We start from the raw sequence: 19,702 nt of genomic DNA, 5'->3' as shown, positions 1-19,702 counted from the left end.
CGGGGGTGACGTTCACGGGAGTGACGGTCATGGGGACCGCCCCCTTCGGCCTTGTCGCTCATGCCGGTGCCTCCATGGCCACCCGCAGCGCGGCGATGCCCCGCGAGCCGTACGCCTTCACCGAGCCCAGCGATATGCCGAGCGTCTCCGCGACCTGGGCCTCGGTCATGTCCGCGAAGTAGCGCAGGACGAGGACCTCGCGCTGGCGGCGCTGGAGGCCCTTCATCGCCTTGATGAGGTCGCGGCGCTCCAGCTGGTCGTAGGCGCCCTCTTCCGCGCTCGCCATGTCGGGCATCGGCTTGGAGAGCAGCTTCAGGCCGAGGATGCGCCGGCGCAGCGTGGAACGGGAGAGGTTGACCACCGTCTGCCGCAGGTAGGCGAGGGTCTTCTCGGGGTCGCGGACGCGCTTGCGGGCCGAGTGGACGCGGATGAACGCCTCCTGGACGACGTCCTCGCAGGAGGCGGTGTCGTCGAGGAGGAGAGCGGCGAGGCCCAGCAGCGAACGGTAGTGCGCCCGGTAGGTCTCGGTGAGGTGGTCGACGGTGGTCCCGGTGGCCTCGGTCGCCACGGCACCCGCGGACTCCTCGGCACCGTCACGCTGACTGGGTATGCGGGCGGGCCGCGCTGCGGGCATGGGCGCGATCACCGGCATGCCGCCGGCCGGGCCGGGCCGGCGTCCTGCGCGGGGCCGCAGGGCCGTGCCGCCACGGGCCGCACTGAGTTCGAGTACCTCTGCCACGCCAGTTGGACACGTTTCCCCCCTCGGGGGTTGTACGTGCCGGACGTCACATGTGCGACGACCGACGGTGCCTCAAGTGCCGACATGCGCCCCGCTCTTCCCTTATGTCCCATTTGAACGGGCGTCCCCACGCCCCGATCACGGCGTCCCCACGCCAGGATCATCACGTCCCCAGGTCCCGCAAGGGTGACCGCAAAGACGCTCCCCGCCCTCCGTACGGTTGCGGAAGGCGGGGAGACAAATCCTCTGCCGCCGAGAGGGAACGGTTCAAGAGATCTGGACCATGCTCCCGGCCACATCGCTTACGCCGATCTTACAAAGCCGTCACGCGCGGCCGGGCGGCTCCGCCGTCTCGGCCGCGATCAGCTCCGCGAGCTGCGCGCAGTTCAGGGCGGCACCCTTGCGCAGGTTGTCGCCGCACACGAAGAGTTCGAGCGCGGTCGGATCGTCCAGCGCCCGCCGCAGCCGGCCCACCCAGGTCGGGTCGGTGCCCACCACGTCGGCGGGGGTGGGGAATTCACCGGCGGCCGGATCGTCGCACAGCACCACGCCCGGCGCGGTGGCGAGGATCTCGCGGGCACCGTCGACACCGACCTCGCGCTGGAAGCGGGCGTGGACCGTCAGCGAGTGCGTGGTGATCACCGGTACCCGCACACAGGTGACGGCGACCGGCAGCTTCGGCAGGCCGAGGACCTTCCGGGACTCGTCGCGGACCTTCATCTCCTCCGACGACCAGCCGTCCTCCCGCAGCGACCCGGCCCACGGCACGACGTTCAGCGCGACCGGGTCCGGGAACGGCCCGGTGTCGTCCCCGACGGCCCGCCGTACGTCACCGGGCTTGGTGCCCAGCTCGGTGCCGGCCACCAGCGACAGCTGGGCCCTGAGCGTCTCCACCCCGGCCCGCCCGGCCCCGCTCACCGCCTGGTACGACGACACCACCAGCTCGCGCAGGCCGAACTCGGCGTGCAGCGCGCCCAGGGCGACGATCATCGTCAGGGTCGTGCAGTCGGGGCTCGCGACGATCCCGCGCGGGCGGGACCGCACGGCGTGCGGGTTGACCTCGGGTACGACGAGCGGCACGTCCGGGTCCATCCGGAAGGCACCGGAGTTGTCGACGACGACCACGCCCCGCGCGGCGGCGACCGGCGCCCACACGGCGGCGACCTCGTCCGGGACGTCGAACAGCGCGATGTCGACCCCGGCGAAGGCGTCCTCCGTCAGGGCCACCACCTCGACCGCCTCGCCGCGCACGACCAGCTTGCGGCCGGCCGAGCGCGGGGAGGCGATCAGACGGATCTCACCCCAGATGTCCGCGCGCTGGGACAGGATCTGGAGCATGACCGTGCCGACGGCTCCGGTCGCTCCCACGACCGCGAGCGTCGGCTTGCCGGTCATCGGTCCGTACCCCGGCTCATCGGCCGGTGCCTCCGTAGACGACCGCCTCGTCGGTGTCGGAGTCGAGCCCGAAGGCGGTGTGCACCGCACGGACGGCCTCCGGCACGTCGTCGGCACGGGTGACGACCGAGATGCGGATCTCGGAGGTGGAGATCAGCTCGATGTTCACACCCGCGTTGCTCAGCGCCTCGAAGAAGGACGCGGTGACGCCCGGGTTGGTCTTCATGCCCGCGCCGACCAGGGAGATCTTGCCGATCTGGTCGTCGTAGCGCAGCGAGTCGAAGCCGATGCCGGGGCGGTTCTTCTCCAGCGCGTCGATGGCCTTGCGGCCCTCGGTCTTCGGCAGGGTGAAGGAGATGTCCGTCAGACCGGTGGAGGCGGCGGACACGTTCTGCACGACCATGTCGATGTTGATCTCGGCATCGGCGATGGTCCGGAAGATCGCGGCGGCCTCACCCGGCTTGTCCGGGACACCGACGACCGTGATCTTGGCCTCGGAGGTGTCGTGCGCGACACCGGAGATGATGGCCTGCTCCACCTTCTGGTCCCCAATCGGCTCACTGCTGACCCACGTGCCCTGGAGCCCGCTGAACGACGAGCGGACGTGGATCGGGATGTTGTAACGGCGGGCGTACTCCACACAGCGGTGGAGCAGCACCTTGGAACCGGAGGCCGCGAGCTCCAGCATGTCCTCGAAGGAGATCCAGTCGATCTTCTTCGCCTTCTTCACCACACGCGGGTCGGCGGTGAACACGCCGTCGACGTCCGTGTAGATCTCGCAGACCTCGGCGTCGAGGGCGGCGGCGAGCGCCACGGCCGTCGTGTCGGAACCACCGCGGCCCAGCGTGGTGATGTCCTTCTTGTCCTGGCTGACGCCCTGGAACCCGGCGACGATCGCGATGTTGCCCTTGTCCAGGGACTCGCGGATCCGGCCCGGCGTGACGTCGATGATCCGGGCCTTGTTGTGGACCGAGTCGGTGATGACGCCGGCCTGGCTGCCGGTGAAGGACTGGGCCTCGTGGCCCAGGTTTTTGATCGCCATGGCCAGCAGGGCCATGGAGATACGCTCTCCGGCGGTCAGCAGCATGTCGAATTCGCGCCCGGCAGGCATCGGAGAAACCTGCTCGGCGAGATCGATCAACTCGTCCGTCGTGTCGCCCATCGCGGAAACGACGACGACAACCTGGTTGCCGTTCTTCTTCGCTTCCACGATCCGCTTGGCGACGCGCTTGATGCCTTCGGCATCGGCTACGGAGGAGCCTCCGTACTTCTGCACGACAAGGCCCACGTGCGCTCCTCGCTCGGTTCGTTTGTGTCGGCTCAGTCTATCGAGCGTCCGAATGCCACCACCTTGCTCCCGCATGGTGAGACGTCGGACGCCCGCGTCCGGCACCTGCCCAGCCTTCCGCGGGCCACTCGGCAAAGTGCCCCGGCTCACACCGGGGCCCGGCGCTACTCGCCCCGGAGGATGCCCAGCGGTGCGCCGATCTCCTGGGCCATCACCCGGCCCGCCTCGAACTCCAGCGTCTCGTCGCCGATGGCCGGCTGGTCGGTGTCCAGGCCGTCCAGCTCCTCCAGGGGCTGGTTGAGACGGACGTGGATGAGGACGGACTGGAGGGCGCGCAGCACCGCGGAGGCCGTCGGGCCCCAGTTGGAGAAGTAGGAGAACTGCCACCACCACAGCGCCTCGGTGGTACGGCCCGCGCGGTAGTGGACCATGCCGTGCCGCAGGTCGGTGATGATGTCGGCGAGGTCGTCGGAGATCCGGGCCGGCACCGGGGCCTTGCGGGGCTCGTACGGGTCGAAGACCTCGGAGTAGACGTCGACGGGGTCCAGCAGCCGGGCGAAGTTCTCGCGCAGCTCGTCCACGTCCGGCTCGGGGCCCGGGTCGGGCTCGTAGCGCTCGTCGGGGACGATGTCCTCGTGGGCGCCCAGCCGGCCCCCGGCCAGCAGGAGCTGGGAGACCTCGAGGAGGAGGAAGGGGACCGCCGATTCGGGCTCGTCGCCCCTCGCCACCTCCGTGACGGCCACCAGGAAGCTCTCCACCTGGTCCGCGATCTGGACCACGAAGTCGTCCGGGTTCTGCGTCGTGTCGTGCAGCGTGGCGTCAGACATCTAGCAGTCGTCTCCCCTCGAAGGCGCGGCCGAGGGTGACCTCGTCCGCGTATTCCAGGTCGCCACCCACCGGGAGGCCGCTGGCCAGGCGGGTGACCTTCAGGCCCATGGGCTTGATCATGCGGGCGAGGTACGTCGCCGTCGCCTCGCCTTCCAGATTCGGGTCCGTGGCCAGGATGAGTTCCGTGACCGTACCGTCGGCCAACCGCGCGAGAAGTTCTCGTATACGCAGGTCGTCGGGTCCCACACCCTCGATCGGGCTGATCGCGCCCCCGAGGACGTGGTAGCGGCCCCGGAACTCGCGGGTGCGCTCGATCGCCACGACGTCCTTCGGTTCCTCCACCACACAGATGACGGTGGGGTCCCGGCGCGGATCACGGCAGATGCCGCACAGCTCCTCCTGCGCCACGTTGCCGCAGGTCGCGCAGAAGCGGACCTTCGCCTTGACCTCCAGGAGGGCCTGCGCGAGCCGCTTCACGTCCGTCGGCTCGGCCTGAAGGATGTGGAAGGCGATCCGCTGCGCGCTCTTGGGACCGACGCCGGGCAGCCGCCCCAGCTCGTCGATGAGGTCCTGGACCACGCCTTCGTACAACGGACTGCCCTTCCTGGAGACCTGTCGGTACGTACCGTAGTTGCCTTCCGCCTTCGCCCGGAAGGCGGATGCGTCAGAACGGCAGGCCCGGGATCCCGCTGCCGCCCCCCAGCCCCTGGGCCAGCGGTCCGAGCTTCTGCTGCTGGAGCGTCTGCGCGTTCTCGTTGGCCGCCTGCACGGCGGCCACGATCAGGTCGGCGAGGGTCTCGGTGTCCTCCGGGTCCACCGCCTTGGGGTCGATCTTCAGCGCCCGCAGCTCACCCGCGCCGGTGACGGTGGCCTTCACCAGACCGCCGCCGGCCTGCCCGTCGACCTCCGTGTTCGCCAGTTCCTCCTGCGCCTGCTGCAGGTCCTGCTGCATCTTCTGCGCCTGCTGGAGCAACTGCTGCATGTTGGGCTGGCCACCGGGGATCACGATCAGCTCCTCGCCAATTTCCGCGTCGTCGTCTCCGACGTTTTCTCCGTCGTCAACGAGCCTACGTGGTCCACGCGGCCACTGCCCCGCCACTCTTTCGAGTGAGAACTACGGCAGCCCTATACCTGATCAAGGCCCTCTTCTGGGCGGAAAAGCTGGGAAAGCTCCCTCTCCGCCACCCATTGGGCGGTAGGAAGGTGACCGCGCGTCGGCATGGAATGTCACGCAACGTGACCGGTCGTGAGCAGTAGGGAGTGCCGGGTGGGTCAGCCGGAGATGCAGCCCGAGGGTCCGCCTCAGGACGGGTGGGGCGAGGGTGCGGCCGGACTGCGGCCGGGCGATCTGACCGGGCGGGCCTTCCCGCTCGGGGACTGGGGCGAGCCGGCCGAGCGGCTGGACGAGCTGTACCGGTGGGTGGAGCGCCGGGCACTGGAGACGGCCGCCTGGTACCTGCGGGACCGGATCTGGAAGCGGCGCGGGGCGCGGGTGCTGCGGGCCGGGGCGGCGGCCGGGGGCGTGGCCGGGGCGGCACTGCCCCTCCTGGACCTCACCGGGGCGGCCGGCGGGGTGGCTCCCTGGGGCTGTCTGGCGCTGCTGCTCGCGGTCTCCTGTGCCGGCGTCGACCGCTTCTTCGGGTTCACGTCCGGGTGGATAAGGGACGTGGCCACCGCGCAGGCGGTGTCGCGACGGCTTCAGGCCCTTCAGTTCGACTGGGCGTCGGAGAGCGTCCGGGAGGTGCTGGGGCCGGCGGAGGGGACGGCGGGCGAGGCGGCCGAGCGGTGCCTGTCGGTACTGCGGCGCTTCTCCGAGGACGTCGCGGAGCTGGTGCGCACGGAGACGACGGACTGGATGGTGGAGTTCCGCACGGGTTCGGCACCGCTCGGGATCCAGACGGCGGTGGCGGCGGTGCCGCGTCAGGAGGCCGGGGGTGCCGGAGGGCGGTTCCCGATGCCACCGGCGAACGGCAGCCGGCCGAACATGCCACGGCAGCGACCACCGGAACCGCGCTGACGAATCGGCAGCGCGGGGGCACCGGGGCGGTACCGGAACACCGGAGCGGTACGGGGACACCGGAGCGGTACGGGGACACCGGAGCCGCTACGGCGCCGTCGTCGGCCGCGGGTGCGTGGTGGCTGGTCGCGCAGTTCCCCGCGCCCCTTTCGGGGCGCCTCACGTGGCGCACAGTCTCATGCCTTCCGGGGTCCAGCAGGGCACGTGGCCGTGGGTGCGGATGATGCTCTGGCCGTTCCCTCGGGTGAGGTAGGTCAGGAAGCTGGAGGCGAGGGAGTCGGCGGGCGGGCTGCCGTAGGTGTACGCGTACTCGATCTCCCGGTACGGGTACCCGCTGCGGCCGTGCTCGATCGCGTCCACGGAGGGCGCGCTGCCGTCGAGGTCCAGCACCCGGACCCCCTTCGCCCGCGTGGCCAGGTTGAGTTCGCTGTAACCGACGGCGCCGGGCAGCTCGGCCACCTCCGCCAGCACCTGATCGGTGGAGTCCAGCTCGCAGCGCGTCACCGGCGCCGACGGATAGTCCTTGCCGACGCAGTCGACGGACGAGTTCGCCATCTCGCCCTCCCCCAGCACCCGCCGCTGGAAGACCTGCCGGGTACCGGAGTTCGCGTCCCGGCTGACCAGATGGACCGGCAGCGGACGCCCGCCCAGCTCGGACCAGCCGGCGATACGCCCCTGGTACAGCCGGCGCACATCGGCGGTGGACAGGTTCCGCACCCCCACGTCGTCGTTGACGACGAGCGCGAACACGGACAACGCGACCCGGGTCTCCCGCATTTCGGGCATGTCGCCGGGCTTGGGCCCGTCCGAGAAAGCGACGACCGCCGGGGCCCCCTTCCCCTTCGCGGCGACGCCGGCCGCCGCCAGCTCCCTGATGCCGGCCGTGGACCCGTGCACGTCGACGTCGACGGCCGCCCCCGCGCAGTCCTGCGCGTACTCCTCCGCCACCTCCCGGAGCACCGGCGCGAAGGCCGTCGACCCGATCAGTTTCAGCCGGCCCTGCTCGCAGCCGACCGGCGGCGGGCTGTCGTCGCGGACCACGACGATGCCGGCGAGCGTCATCACGCACACCGTGAGCATGATGGTGATGAGCCGGGAGGCCCGGCTGAACAGGGGCGGCTTGTCGTCCGGCGTGGCGCTGCGGTTGGGGTGGACCTCGCCCTCCCGGATCCCGCCGATCAGCCGGATCTCCCGGCCCACGTCACCGCCGGACAGCAGGACCAGCAGCTTGAAGTGGTCGCCCCGGTTGAGCGGGACGCGCGGGATGCGCAGGGTGTTGCCCTCGTAGCCGAAGCCGCGCTCGGCGGTGAAGTGGTCCATCAGGTGGTCGGTGTCGGTCGGCTGGGTGACCGAGACACCACGGATGGTCCGGTCGGCGAACACGGCGGTGAGGCCGTGCCGTTCGGGGCTCGTGTAGTCGTCCCGGTCGATGCCCTGCGAGCCGTCGTTCTCGATGCGCAGCAGGACGAGCGTGGCGTCCTCCATGCCGGGCGCCTCGAGGAAGAGGCCGAGGCGCCGGTTGACGCGCCCCGACCGCACGTCGTCGCCTATCGGGTTGTCCATCTGCACCCGGTAGCCGATCCTCTTGCGCCGTGGCACCCGGCGCTCGTACCAGACCATGCCCGCGGACGCGGCGATACCCAGCACCGCGGTACCGACGGCGACGACGTTCTCCGCGCTCAGCCACTCCATGTGGGTGCCCCCGCCACTCCCCGGAGCCGGATGGGCCGGGCCGGGCGGCTTCTCGGTGCCCGACCCGGCCGCCACGGCCTGGTGGAGTCACGGTACGCGCGCGTACGTGCCCCGGCGGGCGCCGCCCCCGAACGTTCGCCCGCCGTTCAACAGCCTCATGGGAAACGGGAGTTGGTTCACGAACCGGTCACTCCTTGGTGTACGTCAGGCTCTCCCCGCCGCCCGCCTTCGCCCGCTTCAGCCGCCCGTCCGGCAGCAGGGTGACCTCGGTGGCCTCACCCGGGGTGCAGGAGGAGGCGGGTTCGCCGGTGGTGACGGTGGACGGCCCGATCTCCAACGGCCCGCTGTCGCCGGGCTCTTCGGTGAGCGATGCCTCGAAGACGCAGTGGTACGACCCACCGCCCTCGGTCGGCCCGTCCGCGACCAGCGTCAGGACGCTGTCCCCCACCTCGCCCTGCCGGATGGTCAGTTCGCGGGTGTTGGATCCGTTGGCGTTGTCGATGGTCGTCCGCCAGGTGCCGAGATAGGCGTCCGGGACCGCCCCCGCCTGGGTGGTGGAGGCGGACGGGGACGGCGCCGAATCGGTCGGCGTGGGTTCGCCGGAGCCGGACGGCGCCCCGGAGGTGGCGGTGGTCGCGGGGCTGACCGTGCCGCCGCCCTTGTCGTCGGTGCCGCCGCCATTCTTCATCAGCGCGTACACGGAGCCGCCCGCGCCCAGCGCCACGATCAGCGCGATCACGACGAGCAGCACGGTGGACCGGCCGCCGCGCCGCTCGCGCTCCGCCGGCATCCCGACGGCCGACGGTCCGTACGGCGGGGTGGAGCCGAGCCCGCCGGCGGCATAGGGGTTGTACGCCGGCTGGGCCCCACCCCAGGCCCCGGAGCCCGGCACGGCACCGGGCTGCGGATACGCGTAGGCAGCGGGCTGCGGGAGCTGCTGCGGCGGCTGCGAGTGCTGCGGCTGCGGCTGCGGGGGCTGTTGCGACGGCTGCGAGTGCTGCGGCTGCGGCTGCGGGGGCTGTTGCGACGGCTGTGGGTGCTGCGGCTGCGGCTGCGGGGGCTGTTGCGGCGGCTGTGGGTGCTGCGGCTGCGGCTGCGGGGGCTGTTGCGACGGCTGTGGGTGCTGCGGCTGCGGGTGCTGATGGGCATACGGTGCCCCGTACGGCGCCCCCGGCACGGCCCCGAACCCGGGAGGCACCGGCGGCATGCCGGGCGGCGGTGGAGCCTGGGCGGAAGCGACGGTGGGCAGCCGGTCGACCGCCGCCGACCCCCCATCGGAAACGGCGGCATGCTCAGGAGACACACCCCCGCCCCCGACACCACCGGCCACCACTCCACCACCACGGGCACCACCACCGGCACCGGCAGAAGGAATCCCAGCCCCGGCGCCACCGATGGGCACCCCGCCCCCGGCACCGCCGAAGGGCACCCCGGCTCCAGCAGAAGGCACCCCTGCCCCAGCCCCGCCGAAGGGCACCCCGGCTCCGCCACCACCCGCACCCGCCGACGGCGCTTGCCCCCCACCGGGGCCACCCGCACCCGACGACGATGGCCGCACGGGTGGTGCGGGCGGGAAACCCTCCCCAGACGCAGACGCACCCGCAGACGCAGACGCCCCCGCGCCCCCACCCGACGAAGCCCCCGCGCCGGAACCCGCACCGGAACCCGCACCGGAACCCGCACCGGCCGCCCCACCGTCCGCCGCCGGCGAGGCCGTCCCCGCTCCCCGCTCCGGTTCCTCCACTTCCAGCAACTGCACGGCGTGCCGCCCCAGCTGCGCGACCAGCGAACTGGGCAGCCAGGGATCCCGGGACCGCCCGCCGACCACGGTGTCCTCCGCCCCGGTCCGCTCCAGGATCACGTCCAGCGAAGGCCGTGCCCCCGGGTCCTTGCGGAGGCAGTCCCGCACCAGGTCGGCGATCCCCTCCGGCACTCCCGTCAGGTCAGGCTCCTCCTGGGCGATCCGGAACATCAGCGCGTGGACCCCGCTGTTGGCGGCCCCGAACGGCAGCAGCCCGGTCGCCGCATAGGCGAGCACGGAGCCGAGGCAGAACACGTCGCACGCCGGCGTGACCCGGTCCCCCCGCACCTGCTCGGGCGCCATGAACCCGGGCGACCCGACGAGCGACCCGGTCCGGGTGAGCCCTTCCCCGCCGGAGGTCGCGGTCTCCAGCGCCCGCGCGATCCCGAAGTCGATCACGCGCGGCCCGTCGATGGTCACCAGTACGTTCGACGGCTTGAGATCCCGGTGCACGATGCCGGCCGCGTGGATGTCCTTCAGCGCGTGTGCGAGCCCCGCCGCCAGGATCCGTACCGACCGCTCGGGCAGCGCCCCGTGATCGTGCCCGACGACCTGCTGAAGGCTCGGCCCGGCCACGTACCCGGTCGCCACCCACGGCACGGCCGCCTCGGTGTCCGCGTCCAGCACGGGCGCGGTCCAGTACCCGCCGACCCGTCGCGCGGCCTGCACCTCCTGGCGGAAACGGGCCCGGAACTCCTCCTGCCGGGCCAGTTCCTCGCGGACGAGCTTCACGGCGACGGTCCGTCCCCGGTCCGACCGGGCCAGGTACACCTGCCCCATGCCGCCCGCACCGAGCCGCGCGAGCAGCCGGTAGGCCCCGATCCTCCCCCAGCCTCCGGCCGGCGGGACCTCCGGTTCCCCCGGTCCCAGCTTCTCCATCCCCGTCCGCCTTCCCGCCCCCAGAGTTCCGCAACGACCGAGAATAGTGCGCTGGTACGACCGCGGTCCCGGACCGCTGTCTACGGTTCCGTAACAGGGCCCGTCGGGACCGCCGCCGACGCGGCACCCGCCCCGGGTCCCTGCCGCCCCCGTCGACAACCTGTCGTGATTTCGCCCCGTCCAGAACACAAGACGCCGATGTCGCTTCCGCATCGCGGACATTTACCCTCACCGGCATGACCCCTCAGCCCAGCCCCGAAGCCGGCGCCGCAGTGAAGGCCGCGGACCGTGCACACGTGTTCCACTCCTGGTCCGCCCAGGACCTGATCGACCCGCTCGCCGTCGCCGGCGCCGAGGGGTCGTACTTCTGGGACTACGACGGCACGCGGTACCTGGACTTCACCAGCGGGCTCGTCTACACGAACATCGGCTACCAGCACCCCAAGGTGGTCGCGGCCGTCCAGGAGCAGGCCGCGAAACTGACGACCTTCGCGCCCGCGTTCGCGATCGAGGCGCGCTCGGAGGCGGCCCGGCTGATCGCCGAGCGGACCCCCGGCGACCTGGACAAGATCTTCTTCACCAACGGCGGCGCGGACGCCGTCGAGCACGCGGTGCGCATGGCCCGGCTGCACACGGGCCGCGCGAAGGTGCTCTCGGCCTACCGCTCGTACCACGGCGGCACCCAGCAGGCGATCAACATCACCGGTGACCCGCGCCGCTGGGCCTCCGACGGCGGCAACGCGGGTGTCGTCCGTTTCTGGGCGCCGTTCCTCTACCGCTCCCGTTTCTACGCGGAGACGGAGGAGCAGGAATGCGCCCGGGCGCTGGAGCACCTGGAGACGACGATCGCCTTCGAGGGCCCCGGGACGATCGCCGCGATCATCCTGGAGACCGTGCCCGGCACCGCCGGGATCATGGTCCCGCCGCCCGGCTACCTGGCCGGCGTGCGTGAGCTGTGCGACAAGTACGGCATCGTCTTCATCCTGGACGAGGTCATGGCCGGGTTCGGCCGGACCGGCGAGTGGTTCGCGGCGGACCTGTTCGGTGTGGTCCCCGACCTGATGACCTTCGCCAAGGGCGTGAACTCGGGCTACGTCCCGCTCGGCGGTGTCGCGATCTCGCAGGAGATCGCGGAGACCTTCGGCAAGCGGCCGTACCCCGGCGGACTCACCTACTCCGGCCACCCGCTGGCCTGCGCCGCCGCCGTCGCCACGATCGGCGTGATGGCGGAGGAGGGCGTGGTCGAGAACGCGAAGCGGCTCGGCGAGACGGTCGTCGGCCCCGGCCTCGCCGAGCTGGCCGCGCGGCACCCGAGCGTCGGCGAGGTGCGCGGTGTCGGCATGTTCTGGGCGCTGGACCTGGTGAAGAACCGGGAGACCCGCGAGCCGCTGGTGCCGTACAACGCGGCCGGCGAGGCGAACGCCCCCATGGCCGCGTTCGCGGCCGCCGCCAAGAAGCACGGCGTGTGGCCCTTCGTGAACATGAACCGCACGCACGTCGTCCCGCCGTGCAACGCGACCGAGGCCGAGCTGAAGGAGGGCCTGGCCGCGCTCGACGCCGCCCTGACCGTGGCGGACGAGCACACCGTGTGACGCCCGCCGCACCACGTGACGGGCTGTGACCGGACGACGGCTGCCGCCGGACCCGTCCGAACGCGTAAGGTGACGTGCTCGTAAGCAAGAGGGGCCACGTAATCGCGAGGCCGTACGAGTACGTCACCCGGACGTGTGAGGAGAGGCACGGACCATGCCCGGCAACGGTACCGTGACGCGCAGCACCCTGCGCCAGCAGATCGCGGACGCGCTCCGTGACGAGGTGCTGGCGGGGCGGCTGCGCCCGGGCCGGGCGTTCACCGTCAAGGAGATCGCCGACCAGTACGGCGTCTCCGCCACCCCCGTCCGCGAGGCGCTGGTCGACCTGTCCGCGCAGGGCATCCTGGAGGCCGACCAGCACCGCGGCTTCCGCGTGCCCGAGTACTCGGTCACCGACTACCGGAACATGATCGAGGCCCGCAGCCTGGTCACCGACGGCATGTTCCAGGCCCTCTCCACCGGCCACCCCGCCTTCCAGACCCCGCCGGAGGACCCGCGCACGGCCGCGGCCCTGGCCACCGTGCGCCGCCGCGGCGAGGAGGCCCAGCGGGCCGCGACCGCCGGCGACCTCACCGTGCTCATCGGCTACGACCTCCGCTTCTGGCGCGAGCTGAGCGCCCTGTTCGGCAACCCCTACCTCGGCGACTTCCTGCACCGTCTGCGCGTCCAGTCCTGGGTCTGCGCGGTGCAGTACCTGCTGCGCCTGCCCGACCTGCGCGGCCGGCTCTGGGCCGGGCACACCGAGCTGGTCGACGCGCTGGCACGGCGCGAGGCCGAGGCCGCCCGCGCGCTCGTCGCCGCCTCCAACGCCCACTCGCTGGCACTGCTGGAACACCTGACCAACGGGTAGACGACCGATACGGCCCGTACGGGGGGAGTCGCCCCGAGGCCGTACCGACTACCCTGCCCTGACCACCTGCTGCCGTGCGTGACCATGCGCCTGCCGATGCGAGGAGCCCTCTTTTGGCCTGTGACCTGTGGCTGGTACCGCTCGTGGACGTGTTGTGCCACACCCCGGACAACCCCTTCGCCGAGGAACTCGCGCAGTACAACAAGGCGCTGGCCGAGGCCGCGCTGCCGCCGGTGCCGGTGTACCAGTACATGCCGGGCCTGTCCGGCGACGTCGCGCCGGTCGCCGGTTTCGACTACGACGCCCTGCACTTCCTGCGCCGGGCGTACCTGCTCCAGGTCTGCGGGCTGCCGGTGACCCCGGTGGACGAACTGGGCGGCGACTACGAGCAGTTGCTGGAGATGTTCGAGTCCACGGCCCAGCAGTCCCACCTGGTCTGGCACTACGACCACGCGGGCGCGTACGTGCCCGTGGACTTCCCGCACCCGCTGTCGAACGACGAACTCCTGGCGGGGGGCGGTCCGTTGGGCTCCTCGCAGACGCTGCTCCGGGAACTCCAGTACGTGGCACCGACGATCGGCATCGACCCGGCGAACCCGCCGGCGGCCCCGGCCCCTCCGGCCGGCCCGACCGAGCTGGAGGAACCTGCCGTCCCGGCCCCCTACGACCCCAGCCCCTTCGCCCGCGAACGCCACGTCTGGCTGGGCCTGCACGCGGCGGCGACCCGCTCCCTGGCCCAGGGCTCCATGATCGTGTTCAGCTGACGACGGCACGTTCCTTGGCCAGAGCATTACCCGCTCTTGGACTTCCGGCCCAGTCGGGATCGCCCAGGACGTCACCGGCATGTGGTGGCCCGATGCCGCAAGGTGCCGCTGAACAAGCGGGAAGACCTCGAAGGTGCCATCCCGTCCTCGGACTCAGCTGAGCCGGGACGGCACGGACTCCGCGGCCCCGAGCAGCGGCACGGGGCTATGAGGGCCGGCCGATGAGGCGGACGACCGGGGGCCATAGCACCCCGGCCGCCAGCAACAGGGACGGGCCGAGGTGCACCGGGCACACGAGCAGGGGCGGCCGGTTGTGCCGGGCGACCTCGAAGACGGCCGGGTCCGAGCAGTCCGTGCCGTCGGCCTGGTGGCCCTCACCGCCGTACGGTCCCCGGCACAACGCGCTCCGGTGGACGCCCATACGTCCATTGTCCACCGGGGCGTGAGGACGGCACCGCCCGCCGATCTCGCCCGGTGGGGGCGGACGGCGGGCGGTGCCGCGAGGTGCCGCACGCGGTGCGGCGAGGTGCCTACAGGAACGAGTTGATCTCGATCGTCTCGTCCCGGCCCGGGCCCACGCCGATCGCGGAGATCGGGGCGCCGGACATCTCCTCCAGCGCCTTGACGTAGTTCTGGGCGTTCTTCGGGAGGTCGGAGAAGGACTTGGCCTTCGTGATGTCCTCGGACCAGCCCGGCAGGGTCTCGTAGACCGGCTTCGCGTGGTGGAAGTCGGTCTGCGAGTAGGGCAGCTCCTCGACGCGCCTGCCGTCGATCTCGTACGCCACGCAGACCGGGATCTGCTCCCAGCCGGTCAGCACGTCCAGCTTGGTGAGGAAGAAGTCGGTCAGGCCGTTCACGCGGGTCGCGTAGCGGGCGATGACCGCGTCGAACCAGCCGCAGCGGCGGTCGCGGCCGGTGGTCACGCCCCGCTCGCCGCCGATCCGGCGCAGCGCCTCGCCGTCCGCGTCGAACAGCTCCGTCGGGAACGGACCGGCGCCGACCCGGGTCGTGTAGGCCTTGAGGATGCCGATGACACGGCTGATCTTCGTCGGTCCCACGCCGGCGCCGGTGCAGGCACCGCCGGCGGTCGGGTTCGAGGAGGTGACGAAGGGGTACGTGCCGTGGTCGATGTCCAGGAGGGTTCCCTGGCCGCCCTCGAAGAGCACGACCTTGTCGTCCTCCAGGGCCTGGTTGAGGATCAGGACCGTGTCGGCGACGTACGGCTTGATCTGCTCGGCGTAGCCCAGCAGCTCCTCGACCACCTGGTCGGCGGTGATGGCCCGCCGGTTGTACAGCTTCGTGAGGACCTGGTTCTTGACGTCGAGGGCCGCCTCCACCTTCTGGTGCAGGATCGACTCGTCGTACAGGTCCTGGACCCGGATACCGACGCGGTTGATCTTGTCCGCGTAGGTCGGGCCGATGCCGCGGCCGGTCGTACCGATCTTGCGCTTGCCGAGGAAGCGTTCCGTCACCTTGTCGACGGTCACGTTGTACGGCGTGATGATGTGCGCGTTACCGCTGAGCAGGAGCTTGGACGTGTCGACGCCGCGCTCGTTCAGACCGCTCAGCTCGGAGAGCAGGACCGACGGGTCGACGACGACGCCGTTGCCGATGACCGGCGTGCAGCCGGGGGACAGGATTCCGGAAGGGAGAAGGTGCAGGGCGTACTTCTGATCGCCGACGACCACCGTGTGGCCGGCGTTGTTACCGCCCTGGTAACGCACCACATAGTCGACGGAGCCGCCGAGCAGGTCCGTCGCCTTTCCCTTGCCTTCGTCACCCCACTGAGCACCGAGCAGCACAAGTGCGGGCACGCGCGTACACCCCTTCCGGGCGGGGCATGTCCAAGGTCGGGGGCGTGGGCGTAAGGTTCACCGCCGCGTACCACCGCGACCGTCGTTGGTCGCACAACCGTCGGACCGGATGCCCCGGAATAGACGAAGCCCCTGGCGCAATAGCGCAAGGGGCTCTTGCACAAAGATGCTACCCGAGGAAGCGAGGCAGGACCGAGGTGGCGACTTTCGCGACGTCCGATCAGCTGCTGGTGATCATCGATCCGACGGCACGGCAGGCGGACGGAGAGTCCGTACGAATCGCGAAAGACGTGCTCAGCGCGGGTGCGGCGGCCAAATGGTGTCTCCCGGCGGGACCGGAGGAGTTCGCCCGCGCACTGGACCGCAGGGGGTCCCGGCGGCCGGTCGTGGTCGGCGACGGCCGGGCCCTGGTCCGCGCCGTCACCCTGCTGCACCGGCAGCGGGAGCTGGCCGGCTGCGCGCTGTCGGTGGTGCCCGTGGGGGACACCGCGCTCGCCGAGTCGCTCGGGGTTCCCGGCGGGGCGGTGGCGGCGGCACGGGCGGTCCTGGACGGCGTCGAGCGGCGCATGGACCTCCTGGTCGACGACAGCGACGGCGTGGTGCTGGGCGCGCTGGGCATTCCGCCGGTGCCGGTGCGGGCGGCCGCCGCCGCCCGGCCCGTACCGGTCTCCACGGGCCGCCCCTGGTACCGCTCCCTGGTCCGCACCCTGGCCACCCGGCCCGCCCGGCTGTCCGCGGTGCCTTCCCCCTGCACGGCCCGGCTGCGGGTGGAGGTCGACGGACGGACGGTGGTCGACCTGGACCAGCCGGTGGAGGCGGTGTCGGTGACACCGGGCACGGACGGGGTGGCCTCGGTGGAGGTGCGGCCCCTGTCGGTGGGCGCCGAGGCGACCCCCCTGCTGGCCGCCGGCCGCACGGTGACGGTCACCGGGGCGGACTTCCGCTACCGGGCGGACGCGGCGGTCTCCGGGCCCGTGCGCAGACGCACCTGGCGGGTGGCGGAGGGGGCCTGGCGGCTCGTCCTGCCCGCCGGCCGCTGACCCGCACAACCCGCCTAAAGGTCTGGTGACAAATATTTAACCTGGCCGACCCCTTCCCGAGCGCACCCTTCGTCCACCATCCTGCTCCATCAGTACCCACGGACCGGACACGGAGGGGGCCACCCTATGGCTGTGGACGAGGGCGTCGCCCCGGCGACCGAGAACGGCGACGGCACAACGGTTCACCGGCTGAAACCCAACGCAGTCGGGTTGCTCGGCGTGGTGTTCATGGCGGTCGCCACCGCCGCGCCGATCACCGCGATGACCGGCAACGTGCCCTTCATGGTGTCGGCCGGCAACGGCGTGGGGGCACCCGCGAGCTATCTCGTGGCAATGGTCGTCCTGGCAATCTTTTCCGTGGGATTCACGTCGATGGCGAAGCACATCACGTCCACGGGCGCCTTCTACGGATTCATCTCGTACGGGCTCGGCCGGACCGTCGGCCTCGCCTCCGGTCTGCTCGCGACGTTCGCGTACGTCGTCTTCGAACCGGCGCTGATCGGCATCTTCTCCACCTTCGCCACCACCACCCTCAAGGACCAGACGGGCCTGCACGTGCCCTGGTGGGCCTTCGCCGTGCTGATGCTCGCGATCAATGCCACCGGCACCTGGTTCGGGGTCAGCGTCGCCGAGAAACTGCTGGTGGCGCTGCTCGCGACCGAGGTCACCGTGCTGGCCGCCATGGCGGTGTCCGTCGCCTTCCACGGGGGCGGGCCGCACGGGTTCACCTTCGCGCCGGTCGACCCGGTCAACGCCTTCAAGGGCACGTCCGCCGGGCTCGGGCTCTTCTTCGCCTTCTGGTCCTGGGTGGGCTTCGAGTCGACGGCGATGTACGGCGAGGAGTCCCGCGACCCGAAGAGGATCATCCCGAAGGCGACGATGATCAGCGTGCTGGGCGTCGGGGTCTTCTACGTCCTCGTCTCCTGGATGGCCATCACCGGAAACGGCGAGGCGGAGGCCGTGCGGGCCGCGTCCTCCGCCAACCCCCTGGCCATGTTCTTCGACCCCACCGAGCGCTACGTCGGCCACTGGGCGGTCGACGTCATGCAGTGGCTGATGATCACCGGCTCACTGGCCTGCGGCATGGCCTTCCACAACTGCGCCGCCCGCTATCTGTACGCCCTGGGGCGGGAGGGCGTCGTGCCGTCGCTGCGGAACACCATCGGGCGCACCCACGCCCGGCACGGCTCCCCGCACATCGCCGGCCTGGTGCAGACGGCCGTCAGCGCGGTGCTGATCGGTGCCTTCTGGGCCGCGGGCAAGGACCCCTACACCGGTACGTACGTCCTGCTCGCCATCCTCGGCACCATGGCGATCCTCGTCGTCCAGGCCGTGTGCTCCTTCGCGGTGCTGGCGTACTTCCGCTCCCACCACCCCGAGAGCCGGCACTGGTTCCGCACCTTCACCGCGCCGCTCGTCGGCGGCATCGCGATGCTCGCCGTCGTCGTGCTGCTGGTGTCCAACATGGGGGTGGCGGCCGGGCCGGAGTCGGGCTCGCTGGTGCTGAAGGCGACCCCGTGGCTGGTGGCACTGGTCGCGGCCACCGGCGTCGGCTGCGCCCAGTACCTCAAGCACCGCTCCCCCGAACGGTACGCCCTGCTGGGGCGGACGGTACTGGAGGAGACGAAGGAGAGGTGACGCTCCGCCGCACGCGGCCTCGCCTCCGCTTCCGGTGACCGTCGTGGTGCCTCCCTGCTCAGGCGGCACCAGCGTGGCGAGGCACCGGCGGGAACCAGCCGAGAGCGTCCGGTGATCGGCCGAGCGGGTGATCACCTCAGCTCGACCGGCAGGTTCTCCAGGCCGCGGATCACGAAGTTGGGCTTGCGTGGTGGCTCGGCGGTCAGGGTCAGGGTCGGGGCCCGCTCCAGGAGGGCCGTCATCGAGGCCGCCAGCTCGATGCGGGCCAGCGGTGCCCCGATGCAGTAGTGGATGCCGGCGCTGAAGGAGATGTGCGGGTTGTCCTCGCGGGTGAGGTCGAGCCGCCCGGGGTCCCGGAAGACCTCCGGGTCGTGGTTGGCGGAGCCGAAGAGCATGGCGATCTCCGCGCCCCGGGGGATCGTCGTGCCGTCGATCTCGATGTCGTCCAGGACCCAGCGCTCGAAGAGCTGGAGCGGGGTGTCGTAGCGCATCAGCTCCTCGACCGCGGAGGGGACCAGGGAGTGGTCGGCGCGCAGGTCGGCCAGCCGGCCGGGATTGCGGAACAGCGCGTACCAGCCGTTCACCGTGGCGTTCACGGTGGCCTCGTGACCGGCGTTCAGCAGCAGCACCGCCGTGGAGATCATCTCCTGCTCCGTGAGGCGGTCCCCCTCGTCGTGCGCCGCGATCAGCCCGGAGATCAGATCCTCCCCCGGCTCCTTGCGGCGCTCGGCGATCAGTCGGCGCAGGTAGTCCGAGAACTCCACCGACGCCCGCACCGCCCGGGCCGCCGTGTCCTTCGGCGGGTTCAGCTCGTACATCCCGCAGATGGCCGCCGACCACGGGCGCAGCGGCCCCCGGTCCGCCTCCGGGATGCCCAGCATCTCGGCGATCACGGCCACGGGCAGCGGTTCGGCCACGTCGGTCAGCAGATCACCGCCGCCGGCCTCCACCAGCCTCCCCACCAGTTCGTTCGCCAGGCCGTGCACGTACGGCTTCAGCCGCTCCACCGTGCGCGGGGTGAACGCCTTCGACACCAGGCGCCGGATCCGGGTGTGGTCCGGCGGCTCCAGGTCGAGCATGCCGTGGTCGTTCAGGGTGTGGAAAGGCTCTTGCTCGGCCGGCGGCGCGGTCCGCCCGAACTCCTCGTGGGTGAACCGGTGCTGGTACGTCCGCCCGAGCCGGCGGTCCCGCAGCAGCGCCGAGACGTCCGCGTGGTGCGGGACCAGCCACTGGTCCGTCGGCTCGTACCGGATCACCCGCCCGCGCGCCCGCAACTCGGCGTAGGCGGGGTACGGGTCCGCGAGGAACTCCGGGTCCCAGGGATCGAAAGCGAGGTCGTGGGAGCCTGCCATGCGGGGACGCTAA

General features: G+C 71.5%; 17 protein-coding genes. 6 read left to right on the top strand and 11 right to left on the bottom strand.

Translation table 11 applies throughout. The annotated features are described in order from the left end of the window. Positions 1 to 58 precede the first annotated feature (58 nt). From JK361_RS20625 to JK361_RS20600, 6 genes are all read right to left on the bottom strand, one after another. Complete coding sequence (locus JK361_RS20625; protein ID WP_201820474.1) at positions 59 to 739, bottom strand: SigE family RNA polymerase sigma factor; 681 nt, start codon at positions 737 to 739, stop codon at positions 59 to 61. Between the two features lie 324 nt (positions 740 to 1,063). Continuing rightward, a complete protein-coding gene (locus JK361_RS20620) occupies positions 1,064 to 2,134 on the bottom strand; it encodes an aspartate-semialdehyde dehydrogenase (protein WP_201820472.1) in 1,071 nt (356 codons plus the stop codon). A gap of 16 nt (positions 2,135 to 2,150) precedes the next feature. After that, positions 2,151 to 3,422, bottom strand: a complete 1,272-nt coding sequence (locus JK361_RS20615) for an aspartate kinase (RefSeq protein ID WP_201820460.1) — start codon at positions 3,420 to 3,422, stop codon at positions 2,151 to 2,153. Between the two features lie 164 nt (positions 3,423 to 3,586). After that, positions 3,587 to 4,249, bottom strand: a complete 663-nt coding sequence (locus JK361_RS20610; RefSeq protein WP_201820458.1) for a DUF5063 domain-containing protein — start codon at positions 4,247 to 4,249, stop codon at positions 3,587 to 3,589. Then, positions 4,242 to 4,841 (bottom strand): recombination mediator RecR, encoded by a 600-nt coding sequence (gene recR, locus JK361_RS20605; protein WP_196944762.1) that lies wholly within the window; start codon positions 4,839 to 4,841, stop codon positions 4,242 to 4,244. Before recR ends, JK361_RS20610 begins: the two co-directional genes overlap by 8 nt. A 73-nt stretch (positions 4,842 to 4,914) precedes the next feature. Continuing rightward, complete coding sequence (locus JK361_RS20600) at positions 4,915 to 5,256, bottom strand: YbaB/EbfC family nucleoid-associated protein (RefSeq protein WP_201820457.1); 342 nt, start codon at positions 5,254 to 5,256, stop codon at positions 4,915 to 4,917. Between the two features lie 261 nt (positions 5,257 to 5,517). Between JK361_RS20600 and JK361_RS20595 the strand changes: the two genes are divergently transcribed. Continuing rightward, positions 5,518 to 6,267: an SLATT domain-containing protein gene (locus JK361_RS20595; RefSeq protein WP_201820455.1), complete on the top strand. Its 750-nt coding sequence runs from the start codon at positions 5,518 to 5,520 to the stop codon at positions 6,265 to 6,267. Positions 6,268 to 6,426: 159 nt separating this feature from the next. On the opposite strand, the gene JK361_RS20590 is transcribed toward JK361_RS20595, so the two are convergent. Then, positions 6,427 to 7,959, bottom strand: coding sequence for a substrate-binding domain-containing protein (locus tag JK361_RS20590; RefSeq protein ID WP_201820453.1), 1,533 nt, complete (start codon positions 7,957 to 7,959; stop codon positions 6,427 to 6,429). A gap of 187 nt (positions 7,960 to 8,146) precedes the next feature. Continuing rightward, positions 8,147 to 10,639 carry a serine/threonine-protein kinase gene (locus tag JK361_RS20585; RefSeq protein WP_201820451.1) on the bottom strand — a complete coding sequence of 831 codons (2,493 nt, stop codon included), beginning with the start codon at positions 10,637 to 10,639 and terminating at the stop codon, positions 8,147 to 8,149. 236 nt (positions 10,640 to 10,875) lie between these two features. Between JK361_RS20585 and JK361_RS20580 the strand changes: the two genes are divergently transcribed. From JK361_RS20580 to JK361_RS20570, 3 genes are all read left to right on the top strand, one after another. Then, the gene (locus JK361_RS20580) at positions 10,876 to 12,231 is read left to right on the top strand and encodes an aspartate aminotransferase family protein (protein WP_201820449.1); all 1,356 of its coding nucleotides are present in this window, start codon (positions 10,876 to 10,878) and stop codon (positions 12,229 to 12,231) included. Between the two features lie 154 nt (positions 12,232 to 12,385). Then, the gene (locus JK361_RS20575) at positions 12,386 to 13,081 is read left to right on the top strand and encodes a GntR family transcriptional regulator (protein WP_201820447.1); all 696 of its coding nucleotides are present in this window, start codon (positions 12,386 to 12,388) and stop codon (positions 13,079 to 13,081) included. 113 nt (positions 13,082 to 13,194) lie between these two features. Further along, positions 13,195 to 13,845 carry a putative DNA-mimic protein gene (locus tag JK361_RS20570; RefSeq protein WP_201820444.1) on the top strand — a complete coding sequence of 217 codons (651 nt, stop codon included), beginning with the start codon at positions 13,195 to 13,197 and terminating at the stop codon, positions 13,843 to 13,845. A 205-nt stretch (positions 13,846 to 14,050) separates the two neighbouring features. Here JK361_RS20570 and JK361_RS20565 read toward each other — a convergent pair whose 3' ends face one another. Further along, a complete protein-coding gene (locus tag JK361_RS20565) occupies positions 14,051 to 14,266 on the bottom strand; it encodes a hypothetical protein (RefSeq protein WP_201820442.1) in 216 nt (71 codons plus the stop codon). A 109-nt stretch (positions 14,267 to 14,375) separates the two neighbouring features. Continuing rightward, a complete protein-coding gene (locus tag JK361_RS20560; RefSeq protein ID WP_201820440.1) occupies positions 14,376 to 15,659 on the bottom strand; it encodes an adenylosuccinate synthase in 1,284 nt (427 codons plus the stop codon). A 197-nt stretch (positions 15,660 to 15,856) separates the two neighbouring features. On the opposite strand from JK361_RS20560, the gene JK361_RS20555 reads away from it, so the two are divergent. Next, positions 15,857 to 16,699 carry a diacylglycerol kinase gene (locus tag JK361_RS20555; protein WP_201820437.1) on the top strand — a complete coding sequence of 281 codons (843 nt, stop codon included), beginning with the start codon at positions 15,857 to 15,859 and terminating at the stop codon, positions 16,697 to 16,699. A gap of 126 nt (positions 16,700 to 16,825) precedes the next feature. Further along, positions 16,826 to 18,337 (top strand): APC family permease, encoded by a 1,512-nt coding sequence (locus JK361_RS20550; RefSeq protein ID WP_201820434.1) that lies wholly within the window; start codon positions 16,826 to 16,828, stop codon positions 18,335 to 18,337. 131 nt (positions 18,338 to 18,468) lie between these two features. Here JK361_RS20550 and JK361_RS20545 read toward each other — a convergent pair whose 3' ends face one another. Beyond that, on the bottom strand, positions 18,469 to 19,689 hold the full coding sequence (locus JK361_RS20545) for a cytochrome P450 (protein ID WP_201820431.1): 1,221 nt from the start codon (positions 19,687 to 19,689) through the stop codon (positions 18,469 to 18,471). Positions 19,690 to 19,702 lie beyond the last annotated feature (13 nt).

The organism is Streptomyces musisoli (genome assembly GCF_016741855.1).
GTDB classification, from domain to species: domain Bacteria; phylum Actinomycetota; class Actinomycetes; order Streptomycetales; family Streptomycetaceae; genus Streptomyces; species Streptomyces musisoli.
The sequence above is the reverse complement of the archived record's forward strand: the minus strand, read 5'-3'. Positions and strand labels throughout refer to the sequence as shown.

Coding starts and splice junctions, on each gene's coding strand:
- JK361_RS20565 (WP_201820442.1), bottom strand. CDS start 14,266: ATGGGCGTCCACCGGAGCGCGTTGTGCCGGGGACCGTACGGCGGTGAG.
- JK361_RS20545 (WP_201820431.1), bottom strand. CDS start 19,689: ATGGCAGGCTCCCACGACCTCGCTTTCGATCCCTGGGACCCGGAGTTC.
- JK361_RS20580 (WP_201820449.1), top strand. CDS start 10,876: ATGACCCCTCAGCCCAGCCCCGAAGCCGGCGCCGCAGTGAAGGCCGCG.
- JK361_RS20575 (WP_201820447.1), top strand. CDS start 12,386: ATGCCCGGCAACGGTACCGTGACGCGCAGCACCCTGCGCCAGCAGATC.
- JK361_RS20610 (WP_201820458.1), bottom strand. CDS start 4,249: ATGTCTGACGCCACGCTGCACGACACGACGCAGAACCCGGACGACTTC.
- JK361_RS20585 (WP_201820451.1), bottom strand. CDS start 10,639: ATGGAGAAGCTGGGACCGGGGGAACCGGAGGTCCCGCCGGCCGGAGGC.
- JK361_RS20620 (WP_201820472.1), bottom strand. CDS start 2,134: ATGACCGGCAAGCCGACGCTCGCGGTCGTGGGAGCGACCGGAGCCGTC.
- JK361_RS20550 (WP_201820434.1), top strand. CDS start 16,826: ATGGCTGTGGACGAGGGCGTCGCCCCGGCGACCGAGAACGGCGACGGC.
- JK361_RS20590 (WP_201820453.1), bottom strand. CDS start 7,959: ATGGAGTGGCTGAGCGCGGAGAACGTCGTCGCCGTCGGTACCGCGGTG.